We start from the raw sequence: 15,657 nt of genomic DNA, 5'->3' as shown, positions 1-15,657 counted from the left end.
GATTGGGTCGAAATGTAAATAGATAAAGCTATTTCTGCAAGGTGCACGATAAAAGAGGAAATTAGAAAGACGAAAAAATATGAATAAAAAGCAATCCATACAGCTGTTTGAAGAAAAAAAAGTACGTACTTTTTGGGACGAAAAACAAGAGAAATGGTACTTTTCCATTGTGGATGCTATTGCTATATTGACGGATAGTATAGATCCTGCTGCTTATTGGAGGAAACTGAAACAGCGTCTAAAACAAGAAGGGAATGAAACCGTGACAAATTGTCACGGTTTGAAAATGCGTGCCGCAGATGGTAAAATGCGACTAACAGATGTAGCTGATACAGAACAACTTTTCAGGCTGATACAGTCAGTACCTTCCCAAAAGGCGGAACCTTTTAAGTTGTGGATTGCACAAGTGGCACGTGAGCGTTTGGATCAGATGCAAGATCCAGAGTTATCGATAGAGCAAGCGATGAGTGATTATAAACGTTTGGGGTATTCCGATAATTGGATCAATCAACGTTTGAAGAGTATCAGAAATACGAAAAGAACTTACTGATGAATGGAAGAAACGTGGACTACAAGAGGGATTGCAATTTGCATCTTTAACAGATATTATTTACCAAACATGGGCAGGTAAAACAGCTAAAGAGTATAAGAAATTTAAGGGATTAAAGAAAGAGAATCTACGTGATAATATGACTAATACAGAGTTGGTTCTTAATATGTTAGCAGAGTTGTCGACAAAACGTATTTCGGAAACAACTAATCCAGAAACGATGAATGACCATAGTAACGTGGCTCGTCAAGGAGGGGAAATCGCACGTAATGCACGTCTTGAATTAGAAGCAAAAACTGGTGAAAACGTAATATCTCCTTTGAATGCAAAACACGGACTTTTGTTGAATGAAAAGAATACTCAAAAAGATTAAGGATTTAGTCCTATATGATTTTCTAAAAATCATATAAATATACACATTCTTTTGCCGGTTTCCTTACATATTTATATTTTTGCATCAATTTCCCTTTAGTGGGTTCTTATGTAGATTCTTTTAGACGAAAAATACAAACTATGAGCAAAAGAAAAAAGCATATTGGCGGCCGCTTTGCAACGGTGACGTCCTGCATCAGTACAACGATGGTGCTCATCTTGATGGGTATCGTGGTTTTCTTCGTTCTCTTCGCTAATAATTTCAGCCGTGATGTTCGCGAAACAATGCCTGTGGCCGTAGTGGTCAATAACGATTTGTCGCAACAGGATTTGTACCTCCTTCAGCGTTATCTGCGCGAACAGCCCTATACGCTGCGCACCAGCTACGTATCTAAAGAGAAAGGAACGAAGCAAGTGTCGGAAGTGATGGAGGATTCGCCCGAGGCTTTTTTAGATTATAATCCGATTCCAGCCGAGTTTGATGTGTATTTGAAAGCAGAATACGCCAACTTGGACAGCCTAAAACGTTTTGTGCCCATCTTGAAGCAACGCGCTGGCGTGGCCGATGTGGTGTATCCCATCGAGGAGATGCGCAGTCTTGACAAGACGATTCCCACGGTGAGCCTTGTTTTGCTCGTGCTGGCCGTACTCTTAGCATTTGTTTCTTTTGCGCTTATCAACAACACGATACGCATGAGCATCTATGCCCGCCGCTTCACCATTCACACGATGAAGCTTGTGGGAGCTCGCTGGAGTTTCATCCGCCGCCCCTTTATGTGGAAAGCCTTTGCGATAGGTCTGATTTCAGCCCTTATTGCCAGTGGGCTTATCGGTGTGGGCATCTATCTGCTGTGGATGCAGGATCTCTACATTGGTAGTCTGATTACGCCAATCATTGTAGGCGCTACGATAGGCACTATCTTTGTGAGCGGCTTGGTGATGACCTTGGCGTGTGCCTACATTTGCGTGAACCGCTATCTGCGCATGAGTGAAGGACAGATGTACCTCAAATAAATTTTCGGAAAAATCAAAAAAACATATTTCCAACAATGGAAAAGAAACACGTATTTGCGTTTGATCGCACCAATTTCATTCTGTTAGCCATCGGTATGGCTGTCGTCATCTTGGGCATGATACTCATGTCTGGAAAAGGCTCTGATGCCACACATTTTAACCCCGATATTTTCAGCGCAATGCGCATCAAGGTAGCTCCCGTTGTTTGCCTCTTCGGCTATCTCTTTATGATTGTGGGCATCATCCGCCGTCCGAGTGACAAAGAGGATAATACTACTTCAGTGGAGAAGTAAACACGTTAGGAGTTATCATTATGTTCGACATATCTCTACTTACAGCTTCGGCCGATATGAATTGGTTCGAAGCTATTGTGCTTAGTATTGTTGAGGGTTTGACGGAGTTTTTGCCCGTTTCCTCAACAGGCCACATGATTATCACGGAGGGGCTCTTCCACATGGAGAGCACGCCGTTTGTTAAAGCCTTCACCGTTATCATTCAGTTTGGCGCAATCTTGAGCGTCGTATGCCTCTATTGGCGTCGCTTCTTCAACCCGCCCGTTGAAGTAGGGAAAAACACCTCTTGGTGGGGACGAATCTGGCCTTTTTATTTGAAACTCATCGTGGGCGTACTTCCCGCCGTTGTCGTGGGGCTCAAATTGGGCGATTTCATTGACGAAAATCTCGGTAGTGTAAATACCGTTGCGGCGATGCTCATCATTGGCGGTGTGTTTATGCTTTATTGCGACAAACTTTTCAATAAAGGCAGTGAACAAACGCCGCTCACCTATAAGCGCGCCTTGATGGTGGGTCTCTATCAGTGTATCGCCGCGTTGCTACCCGGCACCTCTCGTTCGATGGCGACCATCGTGGGCGGTATGCAACAGAAGTTGACGCGCAAAGCAGCCGCCGAATTTTCGTTCTTCCTCGCCGTCCCAACGATGTTTGGAGCAACGTGTAAGAAAGTCTACGACCTCCTGAAAGACGGAACTGGCGATGCTCTCTTGCAGGGTAATCATCTCACGCTCTTGCTGGCGGGTAATGTCATCGCCTTCCTCGTTGCCATTCTGGCCATTAAGTTCTTCCTCAACTATGTGACGAAGTACGGTTTCAAAGCCTTCGGATGGTATCGCATCATTGTGGGCCTACTCATCTTCGGAATAGCTCTCTGCGGCTATCCGCTCACTATGGCCGATTAAAGAAAACTCTCTTCGGAGCATTTCCCAAAAGTATATTAGCACATTATTATTCCTTATCATATTTCTGCCTTGAACTTCTTCGACGGAAAAATTCTGGCTTTCGACAAGCCTTACAGAGCCACCTCTTTCAGTGAGGTGGGGCATCTTCGCTGGTTGCTGACTAAGCGCATGACGGGACATAAAATCCGCGTGGGTCATGCTGGTACGCTCGATCCCTTAGCCACTGGTACACTCATTATTTGTACCGGTAGAGCCACACGTATCATCGAGTCGTTGCAAACTCATACCAAAGAATACATTACTGAGGTGCGTTTGGGCGAAACAACGGCCAGCTACGATCTGGAACATCCCGTTGATCAGACCTATCCCACAGAACACATCACCGAAGCTATGGTGCGCGAAGTGCTGCATAGTCTCGAGGGCGATATTATGCAAATTCCCCCCGCTTATTCTGCTTGTAAAATCAATGGAGATCGTGCCTATCAACTGGCGCGTAATGGCGAGGAAGTGCCTCTGAAAGCCAAATCCGTCCGTGTGGAAGAAATAGAGCTTTTAGAAATGCGCCTACCCGATTATCTAAAAATCCGCGTTGTTTGTGGAAAAGGCACTTACATCCGCTCCATAGGTCGCGACATCGGCGAGCGTCTCGGCAGCGGTGCACACCTGCTTTCGCTGCGCCGTACTCGTGTGGGCGACATCCGCGTGGAAGATTGCTGGAAGATGGAAGACTTCGAGCGTTGGTTGGAGGGGCAGACTCTCGAAACCGAGCCACCATCTGGTCCAATACCTTCCGAATTTCCTTTCCTTACGCCTGCCAACTGTCTGGACGAGGAACCCCTCACCACTTTAGGTTAAAGCATACTCACAATAATAGAAACAAAACTCCCATCCGTAACCATGAAGAAGCGGGCAGGAGAAAAACATAAACAGAAAAGATATGAAACTCTCTCAATTCAAGTTCGACCTCCCTCAAGAGCAGATAGCTCCGGATCCGAACCCTCATCGCGACGATTGCCGTATGATGGTGCTTCACCGCAAAACGGGAGAAATTGAGCACAAGCAGTTTGGCGACATTTTGAGCTACTTTCAGCCCCACGACCTTTTTGTTTTCAACGACACAAAGGTGTTTCCCGCCCGCCTCTATGGACGTAAGGAAAAGACAGGAGCTCGCATCGAAGTGTTTCTGCTTCGCGAATTGAACCATGAGCAACACTTCTGGGACGTGCTTGTAGACCCAGCGCGCAAAATCCGTATCGGCAACAAACTCTATTTTGGCGAAGCTGAGGACATCGTGGCCGAAGTTATCGACAACACTACCAGCCGCGGCCGTACGCTCCGTTTCCTCTACGAGGGGGAGCATGAAGATTTCAAGCGTTCCCTCTACGCTCTCGGCGAAGCTCCCATCCCTCGCTTCACCGGACACGTTAGCACCCCCGAGAATCGAGAGTCAGACATTGAAAACTTCCAGTGCATCTTTGCTCGTCATGAGGGCGCGGTGACTGCACCTACTGCTGGTATGCACTTCTCCAAAATTCTGATGAAGAAGATGGAGATACAAGATATCAACACGGCTTTCCTCACGCTCCATTGCGGACTTGGCAATTTCCGTTCTACAGATGTTGAAGATCTGACCAAACACAAGATGGAAAGCGAAGAGATGATAGTGGGCGCGGAATGCTGCGCAGCTGTCAACAAAGCTAAGGACGAAGGTCGCCGCATCCTGGCTGTCGGTACAACGGTACAACGCGCTTTGGAAGTGTGTGTGGGTCCAGACCGCCGCATCCGCGAGTTTGAGGGACATACCAATAAGTTTATCTTCCCACCTTATGATTTCCTTGTGGCCGACTCTATGGTTGTCAATTTCCACTTGCCCGAATCCACAATGGTCATGCTAACTACGGCGTTCGGCGGCTACGAACAAACGATGACAGCCTATGAGGAAGCTATCAAAGAAGGGTACATGTTCGGTCCTTTCGGCGATGCAATGCTGATTGTAGACTAAAAGCAGAGCACCGCGTAAGACATCCACGAGGCTATGAGTACTGTCTATATAGGTCTGGGTTCTAATCTCGGCAACCGTCGGGAGAACTTGGAGCGCGCTGTGACACTCTTAGAGCAGCGGGTGGGCACATTGCTGCGCCTTTCTGCTTTCTGGGAAACTGCTCCTGTAGGCTTTGAATCAGAACATCAGTTCCTCAACGCCGCAGCTGCGTTCTGTACCTCACTCTCTCCCATCGAGTTGTTGCCACTTACACAACAAATTGAGCGCGAGATGGGACGGACGCAGAAGAGCCTCAAAGGTGTGTATCACGACCGTATTATCGACATCGACCTCCTTTGTTCTGATGGCGAATCCGTGAATACGGCGGAGCTGCAACTTCCTCATCCTCATCTCTCCGAGCGACGCTTCGTTTTAGAACCTTTGGCAGAAATTGCTCCCGAACTTTGGATTGACGGACAGGGGTATGTATCGGACTTGCTCGATAAGCTAAACGGTCACGACATCCGCCCGCTCACACCTGCCGATACTCCTCTCTTAGAACAGTTCAATGCCTTGTTTCCCCAACTATCGAAACAAGTGCGCCCCCTCACTGACAACGAAATCATAGCCCTTTTACAACGACCCGACACATGGGTTTATGTAGCCTTTACTCCCGATGGGCGACTCGTTGGAACCATTACGCTCTGCTTAGCCGCATCCCCCACAGGCACAAAAGGCTGGGCGGAGGATTTGGTAGTAGACACCTCCGTGCGTGGAGCAGGATTTGGCAAAGCTCTCATATTGCGCTCTGCTCGTGAAGCCTTTCGTCATGGCGCGGACTCTGTCAATTTCACCTCGCGTCCTTCGCGCATGGCGGCAAATAATCTCTACGTTAGTTTGGGTTTCGAACAGCGCGAAACAAATGTGTATCGTTGCAAGCAATATGATAGTCTGAAGCTGCACTAAATCCCTCCCTATGCCTCACACCTCCAAGCAAAGCACACTTTTCATAAAGAATATGGTCTGCCGCCGCTGCATCATGGCTGTCGAAAACATCTTGCAGCGCAACGCCATTGAGGTGCAGTCCGTCAGCTTGGGTGAAGTGGTGCTTTCCGCCCCCATCTCACCTGAGATGCGAGAGAAATTGAGTGCAGAACTTGAGGCGATGGGTTTTGAACTTATCGGCGACCGCCGTTCGCAGCTCATCGAGAGCATCAAGCGGGAAACGATAATCTACGCTCGAGCAGAAAGCGGTCTTTCCCATCTTCGGCTCTCTGATTTTCTGCAAGAACGCCTACATCTCGACTATCATTACCTCTCCGATCTCTTTTCTGCTGTAGAAGGGCAAACGCTGGAGAAATTTTTCATTGCCCATCGCATCGAACGCGTCAAGGAACTTCTTGTCTACAACGAACTCCCGCTTTCCGACATTGCGGTGCGCCTGGGCTATTCCTCTACAGCTTATTTGAGCACACAGTTCAAGAAACAAACAGGACTCACGCCCACGCGTTTCAAGCAACTCACATCGCAGCGCCGCCGTGCACTCGATGAGCTTTAGGCCTCTTTTCTCAATCCTTATCATGTTATGAAGAATCTTCTCTATAAGTTTGGTTTTGGTTGCGTATGGCTTTTTTCATGCCTACCTTTAGGGCTGCTCTACGTTCTCTCCGACCTCTTATTTTTTCTCGTTCGCTATGTAGTGCGCTACCGCCTTGCTGTGGTGCGCCGCAATGTTGCACGCTCCTTTCCCGAGAAGACGCCAGCGGAGAGAAACCGCCTCATCAATGGTTTCTACCATTATTTCTGCGACTATATTTTTGAAACGCTCAAGCTCTATTCCATGTCTGTGAGCGAGATACGCCGGCGCATGGTTTTCACCAATATCCCCGAGGTGGAAGCCCTCCTCCGCGACCACGACTTTGTCTTCATTTATCTCGGCCATTATGGCAACTGGGAATGGGTCTCTTCGCTTGGTGTCTGGTTTAGTGAAGGCATTTATCCCTGCCAACTTTACAAACCCATCCGTAATCACTTCCTCGACGAACTCTTTCTGAAGCTTCGCCGCCATTTCCGTTCTCACAACATTGATAAGAACCTCGTTCTGCGCGAGATTCTTCGCCTCAAATCGGAAGGGAAAAAGGTGGTTTGCGGCTTTATCTCCGATCAGAGTCCCAAGCCCGTCGACATCCATGAATGGGTAGATTTTCTCCATCAGGACACCCCTTGCTTCACAGGTGCGGAGCGAATTGGCAAAAAACTCAATGCCGCTTTCGTCTACCTTGATGTAGAGCGGAAAAGTCGAGGCCACTATGAAGCCACTTTTGAACTGATGAGCAACAACTCCCACGAAATCCCCGATTGGCAGCTCACGGCCGATTTCATGCAACGCTTAGAAACCACCATCCGCCGCCAACCCGAAATTTGGCTGTGGAGTCATAAACGTTGGAAGCACCAACGCTCATAAATCATACTTTTGAGCAGCATAGAGATAAGAAAATCAATTATTTCGCCGTATTTTTCTTGTTGCTCCAATAATTTTATCTAACTTTGCACCCGCTTTCCTCGGAGAGCACATTTATAATATCATTTAATTTCATTACAAACTATGTACTTAGATTCTGCTAAGAAACAAGAGATCTTTGGCAAGTACGGAAAGTCTAACTCTGATACTGGTTCCTGCGAGAGCCAGATTGCATTGTTTTCATACCGTATTGCCCACTTGACGGAACATGTGAAGGCCAACCGTAAAGATCATAGTACTGAACGTGCCCTCGTTATGTTGGTTGGTAAGCGTCGCCGCCTCCTCAATTATTTGAAGGATCGCGACATCGAGCGCTACCGTGCCATCATCAAGGCTCTCGGTCTTCGCAAGTAATTCCGATTTCTTGCACAAAAGCTTTGAAACGTCACTCCTTGCGAGCGGCGTTTCTTTTTTTTATCCTATTGTTCAACGCGATATGGAAAATTCTCAACTCATTGAGGCTCTTCGCCTCTGTCCTTTGTTCAAAGGCTTCTCCAGCCAGGAAATGGCTGAACTTCTTTCTCAGATTCATTACAAACTGGTGGACTATTCACCAAAGGATATATATGTGCTGGCCGGTATGCCTTGTCGCCATGCTGACATCGTTGTCAGCGGACAGATGACAGCCCGTATGGTAGGACTTTCGGGAAAGTTTGTTGAAGTGGACCATCGAGGACCAGGTAGTTTGATGGCTCCTGCTCTCATCTTTGTGCCAGATAGTGAGATGCCCGTGAGTGTGGAGACCGAAGAACCTACACGCATTTTCCGTATGACGCCTGCCGAACTCAAACGCCTCATCGACAGCAACGAGCGTATCCGCACCAATTTCATCCTCGTTCTGTCACAAATCAATTATTTCCTTACTCAGAAGATGCGCGTGTTGGCTCTTTTCAGCGTGCGCGAAAAAGTGGTTTCTTTGCTCAAGCAGATTGCCAGCAAACAGCAGTCGGAGGTCATCACGCTCACGCGCTCTCGACAGCAGATTGCCGATTCCTTTGGCATACAGAAGTTCTCCCTCCTCCGCGTCTTAGCCACGCTCGAAGAGGAAGGAGCCATCCGCGTAGAAGGAAAAACCATCCGCATCGTGGATCGCAGCAAACTCTGATTTGTCCGTCTCTTAGGTGGCTCATCGGCCGTAAGCTGGTGAGCTATCACCTTATCTCAGTACTAAAAAAACTAAAATTCTACACGCAGATAACATTTGTTACCATTGCCCGGATGAGGGTTTCATATTTTTGCGCCCATTAACGCATAACTATTTAAATTATTCTGAAGTATGGAACCTCAAATGTTTTGTTATCAGTGTCAAGAAACCGTGAAAGGTACAGGCTGTACGCTTCGCGGCGTGTGTGGTAAACTCCCACAGACCTCTACTTATATGGATCTCCTCATTGCCGTTGCTCGCGGCGTGGGCTCTGTTGATCATTTGCTCCGCACTGCTGGCGTAACCACTGAGCAGGCCGTGGGCGATTTCATCGTCGACGCGCTTTTTGCCACTATCAGCTGTGCCAATTTCGATGATGAAAGTATCATGGCAAAGGTCGATACAGGCCTTCTCCTCAAGCAACAACTCATCGGCTTGGCTGAACAAAACGGCGTGGAACTTCCCAACTGGGCTGAAGTCACATGGACTGGCAGTCGCGAGGACTATTATGCTGAGGGACTCCGTCAGACCATTCTGCGCATACCCAATGAGGATATCCGTTCTATGAAGGAAATCGTAGTGCTCGGCCTCAAAGGAATAGCAGCCTATTATGAACACGCTTCCCGCTTAGGACATCGCGACGACAGCCTTATCGCATTTATGAGCGAAGCTCTTTACGACATTACCAACCCCGATGCCACGGCCGATGCGCTCTATGCTCTCGTGCTTCGCGTGGGCGAATATGGTGTTCCTGCTATGGCGTTGCTCGACAAGGCCAACACCGCTGCGTATGGTAATCCCGAAATTTCACGCGTCAATATCGGAGTGGGCAACCGTCCTGGTATTCTCATCACGGGGCATGACCTGCGCGACCTTAAAGAGCTTCTCGAGCAAACTGAAGGGACGGGCATTGATGTCTACACCCATGGCGAAATGCTCCCTGGTAACTACTATCCAGAACTCAAGAAATATAAGCACCTCGTGGGTAATTATGGCAACGCATGGTGGCGTCAAAAAGAAGAATTCAGTACGTTCAATGGCCCGATAGTATTTACTACCAACTGCATTGTGCCGCCACTGCCCAACGCCAATTATAAGGATCGTGTTTTCACTACCAATTCCACCGGTTATCCTGGTTGGAAGCACATCTTGCCCGATGCTAACGGCCACAAGGACTTCTCCGAGGTCATCGAGATGGCCAAGCAGTGTCAAGCACCTACGGAAATCGAGCACGGTGAGATTGTAGGTGGTTTTGCCCACGCCCAAGTGTTCGCCTTGGCCGATAAAATCGTGGAAGCTGTCAAGAGTGGTGCTATTCGCAAGTTCTTTGTGATGAGCGGTTGCGATGGACGTATGAAAAATCGAAACTACTACACCGAATTTGCCGAAGCACTCCCCAAAGATTGCGTGATTCTCACCAGCGGTTGTGCCAAGTATAAATACAACAAGCTCAACCTCGGCGACATCAACGGCATACCTCGCGTGCTCGATGCAGGCCAGTGTAACGACTCCTACTCTTGGGCGCTGGTAGCTCTCAAACTGAAAGAGATTTTTGGAGCGGCCGACATCAACGACCTCCCCATTGTGTTCAACATTGCTTGGTATGAGCAGAAAGCCGTCATTGTGTTACTTTCGCTTCTCTACCTCGGAGTGCGCAACATCCATGTAGGTCCAACGCTCCCCGCCTTCATGTCGGAGAATGTGCGTAAGATTCTCATCGAGAAGTTTGGTTTGGGCACCATCTCTACCGTCGATGAAGATCTCCAGAAGTTCTTAGCCTAATTTCTCTCTCCCCTCTGCCAATCCTAATGTAGGTTAACAGAGGGGAGATTCCTTTTTCGTGCCCATTCGCCTTTTTCGCGAACATTCGTGGGTGAAAAATATCAACGAATTTCTTACTTTTCATCTTCCGAGAATGCCTCAAAATCCATTGCGCCATCTTCTGCTGAGACTGGCGAAGCCTCTCGCGCATCGCTACAATAAAGCTGTCCGCCGACGGGCTTATTGTGTCGGTTGGCGCAATAAGGAAGTTGGCGGACGCCCTTATTGTACGGACGAAGAGGATGAAGCTAAAAATCTCCATTTTTGTTGGAAATCTCAGTTTTTTAGGGCTTTTGAAGTATAGAACTGAGCTGTCATTGCGAAAAGCGGAGAAGCAGGTAAGTAGAATCCGCGCGCGGATGGCTAAAAGGCGCATTTTCTCGCGCAAAAAGAAAATCGCTCGATGTCAAGTAATCGGGCGGTTTTTTATGCGTATTTGGTGCATCCTTTTCTCCCTCTCGCTCTTTATCGTCTCCTACCCACAACGGGGGATACTGAATGCACCAATAATAAAGAATGGTTTTGCTATCCTATAAATTGCAATTTGCAAGTATCATTTATAGTGAGCGCACTACCGCAAAAGGGTTAAAATGAATCAGAACATAGGAATGATAAGCTTTATTCCAGATAAAAATAGCACAAAAGGTCCTATTAATGTGTAATTTTGCAGTGCCCTTGGAAGCGCTCTACCTTGTGTCGGATACATTTGTGACCGAGCCATGCAGCGGCATGACACTTGTTTAGAGAGCTGGGCAAAAGCGAAAACATATTACATAACCCATAACGACAACAATTATGAGAAATGAATGGAGAGGTTTTGCTGAAGGACAATGGACTTCAGAAGTAGACCTAAGAGACTTTATCCAGAAAAACTACACTCCCTATAACGGTGCAGAGGACTTCCTTGCTGGCCCAACAGAGGCTACCGATAAGCTTTGGGGTATGCTCAAAGAACTGCAAAAGCAGGAGCGCGCTAAAGACGGTGTACTCGACATGGAAACCGAGGTGGTTTCTTCTCTCACGGCCTATCCCCCTTCTTACATTGGCGAAGGCACGAAGGAACTGGAGAAAGTTGTGGGCTTGCAAACCGACAAGCCGCTCAAGCGTGCTTTCATGCCTTACGGTGGTATCAAAATGGCCGAGCAGGCTTGCACCACTTACGGCTATCAGCCTTCTCAACAACTCCACGATATTTTCACCAAATATGTGAAGACACATAACGATGGCGTGTTTGATGCTTACACCACGGAGATGCGTCGCGTTCGCCACAATCATATTCTTACGGGTCTGCCCGACTCTTATGGTCGTGGCCGCATTGTGGGCGACTATCGCCGCGTGGCTCTCTATGGTATCGACTTCCTGGTGGCTGAAAAAAGAGCCGACTTGGAAAACTTGGGCGACCGCGATATGATTGACGAAGTGGTGCGTCTGCGCGAGGAAGTATCTATGCAGATTCGTGCCCTCAATGGTCTCAAGGAAATGGCCGCTGAGTATGGTTTCGACATCTCCCGCCCCGCTGCTAACGGCCGCGAGGCAGTGCAGTGGCTCTACTTCGGCTATCTCGGTGCCATCAAGACGCAGAACGGTGCTGCTATGTCAGTGGGCCGTATCTCTACGTTCCTCGACATCTACTTTGAGCGCGACTTCAAGGAAGGCACGCTGACGGAGTCCGACGCCCAGGAGCTCATCGACCACCTTGTGATGAAGTTCCGCATGGTGAAGTTCGCCCGCATTCCTTCCTACAACCAGCTCTTCAGTGGCGACCCCGTTTGGGCTACGCTTGAGGTAGCAGGTATGGGCATGGACGGCCGCTCCATGGTGACGAAGAACGACTTCCGTTTCCTCCACACGCTGGAGAATATGGGTCCTTCTCCCGAGCCCAACCTCACTGTGCTCTATTCTTCACGCCTGCCGCAGGGCTTCAAGCACTATGCTGCTAAGATTTCTGTGGTAACCAGCTCTATCCAGTATGAGAACGACGACGTGATGCGTCCTGTTTGGGGCGACGACTACAGCATCTGCTGCTGCGTGAGTGCCACTCAAACTGGTAAGGAAATGCAGTTCTTCGGTGCGCGTGCCAACTTGGCCAAGTGTCTTCTCTATGCTATCAACGGCGGTGTAGACACTAAGAGCCGCGAGCAGTGCGGTCCAGCTTACCGCCCCATCACGAGCGACGTGATTACCTACGAAGAGTTCATGCCTCGCTTTGAAGATATGATGGAATGGTTGGCAGGTGTTTATGTGAAGACGCTGAACCTCATCCATTACATGCACGATAAGTATTTCTACGAGGCTGCTGAGATGGCGCTCATCGATACCAACGTGCGCCGCACTTTCGCAACGGGTATCGCTGGCTTTAGCCACGTAGTCGATTCTATCTGTGCTATCAAATATGCCAAGGTAACGGCTGTCCGCGATGAGGAAGGCTTCGCTATCGAATATAAGACCGAGGGCGATTACCCCCGCTATGGCAACGACGACGAACGTGCTGACGAAATCGCGGTTTGGTTGCTCAAGACATTCATGAAGAAGATTCGCAAATTCCATACTTACCGCAACTCAGAGGCTACCACGAGCATCCTGACCATTACTTCTAACGTGGTTTATGGTAAATATACTGGTGCAATGCCTGATGGCCGTGCTGCCGGCACGCCGTTAGCTCCAGGTGCCAACCCCTCTTACGGTGCAGAAAAGAATGGTTTGCTCGCTTCTCTCAACTCTGTGGCAAAACTGCCTTATGAGTATGCCCTCGATGGTATTTCTAACACACAGACCATCAATCCGGGTGCACTGGGACAGAATGATGAGGAACGCTCCAACACGCTGGTTGGCGTAATGGACGGTTATTTCGACCGCGGTGCGCACCACCTCAACGTGAATGTCTTTGGTGTCGACAAACTGCGCGATGCTATGGAGCATCCCGAGAAGGAAGAATATGCTAACTTCACCATCCGTGTGAGCGGATATGCAGTGAAGTTCATCGACCTCACTCGCGAGCAGCAGCTCGACGTTATTGCGCGCCACGCACACGAGAATTTGTAAACTAACAGAAAAGGGAAAGTCCCTTCCATCTCCCTCATGAGAGGGGGTGTCCAGAACCTCTTGTTTGAGCCTCCAACTGATCGGATAGATCGGAAGAGTTCGAGACAAAACTGGGCACTCCTCTCGATACGAGAGAGGTGGAGGGGGCTTGGCTTTATCATTATATGACAGGTCACATTCATTCTACGGAATCCTTCGGTTCGGTTGACGGACCAGGCATCCGTTTCATCATTTTCTTTCAAGGTTGTGGCATGCGCTGTCGCTATTGTCAGAATCCCGACACTTGGGAAACTGGGCAGGGGCAGGAGATGACCGCCGAAGAGCTTCTCGCTAAAGCCGAACGCTATCGCTCCTATTGGGGAAAAGATGGCGGCATCACCGTGAGCGGTGGAGAACCGCTGCTCCAAATCGACTTCCTGACGGAGCTTTTCCAAAAGGCGAAGGAGCGCGGCATACACACCTGTATCGACACCTGCGGACAACCTTTCACTCGGCGAGAGCCTTTTTTTAGCAAATTCCAAAAGCTGATGGACTACACTGACTTGCTCTTGCTCGATATCAAACATATCAATTCACTGGAGCATCAGAAACTCACGCACCATCCCAATGAGAACATCTTGGATTGTGCGCGCTATCTCTCCGAGATTGGAAAACCCATCTGGGTGCGTCATGTCCTTGTGCCGGGTATTACCGACAACGACGATTACCTCACAGAGCTTCGCCACTTCCTGCGCCCGCTACAAAACATCCAGCGCATCGATGTGTTGCCCTATCATTCGCTGGGACTTTTCAAATGGAAGCAACGCAACATTCCCTACACCCTCGAGGGCGTGCCATCGCCCACAGCAGAGCGCGTAGCAAATGCACGGTGCATCTTGACGGAAGGTTGATAAGAAAGTATAAAACTGTTCGCCACATAGTCGAACAGCTCATTTTCCCTATCCGCAATACCTCTCAAACAGGTGTTGCGGATTTTTATAGCTTCAGGATCTCCATTTTCCCATACTCTCCGCGCAGTAGAACCCACTAAAAGTATGATTACCTCTTAAAAAAATCATTCAGTGAAGCTTCAATAACGGTTTTTATATGGCAGTCTCATGATAATCAGGCACATATCTTGTTCGCTGAAGCTTCTAAACCCTTTTTCGAACCATTTTCTGAAGTGAGCGCTTTCTGCTGAATGTGAATATCCTTATTACGCCTGAGATTCCTATAAGTCTATCTACTCGCACCCTTATTCTCTCCGCCTGCACCCTTATTGCGTCCGTTCATGTCTTTATAGCACTGAAGAACAGAATAAGCCTATCCATTCGCACGCTTATTCTGTTCGCCAACGCCCTTATCGCGTTTGGGAATTTCATAAGTCTTTCCACTTGCACCCTTATTCTTTCCGCCCGCACCCATATCGCGCCTGAGAATCCCATAAGGATACGCGCTCACACCCTTATCGTGTACACTCTCCCCAGCGGCATAGCGTGCTCACCCACTGTCCCCGGAGGGGACACCCCATGCTTAACCGCGGGTGATGCCCGAAGGGCGAACCCGTGGGAAAGTAATACGCCCCCTCCGACGCCGGCGGCGTCGCACAGCAGCCATACTCGTTACAACTTAACGAAAGCCAGCATATTTGTTTTTTGCTTTATTAGATATGTTTCCTTACCTTTGTAAAGGTACAATTTAAGAAAAAAACTTCTAACGTTGATGATAATTGTCGTGACCTCACGAGAATGATTGAACAAGTCTCATAAAAGCTATAGAAAAATAAAAATGGAGATTCATAATGTATTGAACACGATACTTCAGATTGAGAATGGCTTCCAGCACATCATTGATGGGGCTGATGGAATCCTTTCTGCATACTCAAAAGAACAGTGTTTTGATTTTGCACTTGAATTGTTCAAGCACAAAGCCTATCAAGCCCGAATGTTGGCAACAATGATATTGGGTAGATTGGCCGCAGAAGATAATAATGCACTTTGCTTTCTGAAAGAGCGAATAAGTACCGATGAAAATTGGC

The 15,657-nt window shown here is 48.4% G+C and carries 13 protein-coding genes and 3 pseudogenes; all 16 read left to right on the top strand.

Annotation, left to right across the window (positions count from 1 at the left end):
* The first annotated feature begins 79 nt into the window (after positions 1 to 79).
* Positions 80 to 923, top strand: a pseudogene (locus ABLA33_RS07120) (Bro-N domain-containing protein).
* 140 nt (positions 924 to 1,063) lie between these two features.
* Positions 1,064 to 1,936, top strand: a complete 873-nt coding sequence (locus tag ABLA33_RS07115; RefSeq protein WP_347719769.1) for a permease-like cell division protein FtsX — start codon at positions 1,064 to 1,066, stop codon at positions 1,934 to 1,936.
* A gap of 35 nt (positions 1,937 to 1,971) precedes the next feature.
* Complete coding sequence (locus tag ABLA33_RS07110; protein ID WP_311489461.1) at positions 1,972 to 2,229, top strand: DUF3098 domain-containing protein; 258 nt, start codon at positions 1,972 to 1,974, stop codon at positions 2,227 to 2,229.
* A gap of 56 nt (positions 2,230 to 2,285) precedes the next feature.
* Positions 2,286 to 3,131, top strand: coding sequence for an undecaprenyl-diphosphate phosphatase (locus tag ABLA33_RS07105; protein WP_347719777.1), 846 nt, complete (start codon positions 2,286 to 2,288; stop codon positions 3,129 to 3,131).
* Positions 3,132 to 3,200: 69 nt separating this feature from the next.
* Positions 3,201 to 3,986 carry a tRNA pseudouridine(55) synthase TruB gene (truB, locus tag ABLA33_RS07100; protein ID WP_347719768.1) on the top strand — a complete coding sequence of 262 codons (786 nt, stop codon included), beginning with the start codon at positions 3,201 to 3,203 and terminating at the stop codon, positions 3,984 to 3,986.
* An 82-nt stretch (positions 3,987 to 4,068) separates the two neighbouring features.
* Positions 4,069 to 5,133, top strand: a complete 1,065-nt coding sequence (gene queA, locus ABLA33_RS07095; protein ID WP_311489463.1) for a tRNA preQ1(34) S-adenosylmethionine ribosyltransferase-isomerase QueA — start codon at positions 4,069 to 4,071, stop codon at positions 5,131 to 5,133.
* Between the two features lie 33 nt (positions 5,134 to 5,166).
* Positions 5,167 to 5,577: pseudogene (gene folK, locus ABLA33_RS07090) on the top strand (2-amino-4-hydroxy-6-hydroxymethyldihydropteridine diphosphokinase); the annotation flags it as partial.
* Between the two features lie 132 nt (positions 5,578 to 5,709).
* On the top strand, positions 5,710 to 6,078 hold the full coding sequence (locus ABLA33_RS07085) for a GNAT family N-acetyltransferase (protein WP_347719776.1): 369 nt from the start codon (positions 5,710 to 5,712) through the stop codon (positions 6,076 to 6,078).
* Positions 6,079 to 6,130: 52 nt separating this feature from the next.
* Positions 6,131 to 6,670, top strand: a complete 540-nt coding sequence (locus tag ABLA33_RS07080) for an AraC family transcriptional regulator (protein ID WP_347719767.1) — start codon at positions 6,131 to 6,133, stop codon at positions 6,668 to 6,670.
* A gap of 27 nt (positions 6,671 to 6,697) precedes the next feature.
* On the top strand, positions 6,698 to 7,576 hold the full coding sequence (locus ABLA33_RS07075; RefSeq protein ID WP_347719766.1) for a lysophospholipid acyltransferase family protein: 879 nt from the start codon (positions 6,698 to 6,700) through the stop codon (positions 7,574 to 7,576).
* 141 nt (positions 7,577 to 7,717) lie between these two features.
* Entirely contained in the window at positions 7,718 to 7,987 is a 270-nt protein-coding gene (gene rpsO, locus ABLA33_RS07070) for a 30S ribosomal protein S15 (protein WP_009347848.1), read from the top strand.
* An 82-nt stretch (positions 7,988 to 8,069) separates the two neighbouring features.
* The gene (locus tag ABLA33_RS07065; protein ID WP_347719765.1) at positions 8,070 to 8,738 is read left to right on the top strand and encodes a Crp/Fnr family transcriptional regulator; all 669 of its coding nucleotides are present in this window, start codon (positions 8,070 to 8,072) and stop codon (positions 8,736 to 8,738) included.
* A 171-nt stretch (positions 8,739 to 8,909) separates the two neighbouring features.
* Positions 8,910 to 10,559, top strand: coding sequence for a hydroxylamine reductase (gene hcp / locus ABLA33_RS07060; protein ID WP_347719764.1), 1,650 nt, complete (start codon positions 8,910 to 8,912; stop codon positions 10,557 to 10,559).
* 834 nt (positions 10,560 to 11,393) lie between these two features.
* Positions 11,394 to 13,640 carry a formate C-acetyltransferase gene (gene pflB / locus ABLA33_RS07055; RefSeq protein WP_311489468.1) on the top strand — a complete coding sequence of 749 codons (2,247 nt, stop codon included), beginning with the start codon at positions 11,394 to 11,396 and terminating at the stop codon, positions 13,638 to 13,640.
* 164 nt (positions 13,641 to 13,804) lie between these two features.
* Positions 13,805 to 14,530 carry a pyruvate formate-lyase-activating protein gene (gene pflA / locus ABLA33_RS07050; protein ID WP_347719763.1) on the top strand — a complete coding sequence of 242 codons (726 nt, stop codon included), beginning with the start codon at positions 13,805 to 13,807 and terminating at the stop codon, positions 14,528 to 14,530.
* Positions 14,531 to 15,407: 877 nt separating this feature from the next.
* Positions 15,408 to 15,657: pseudogene (locus ABLA33_RS07045) on the top strand (HEAT repeat domain-containing protein); the annotation flags it as partial.

It is taken from the genome of uncultured Alloprevotella sp., from assembly GCF_963536905.1.
GTDB lineage: Bacteria > Bacteroidota > Bacteroidia > Bacteroidales > Bacteroidaceae > Alloprevotella.
Note: the sequence above shows the minus strand (reverse complement) of the source record. Positions and strands in the feature narration are given on the sequence as shown.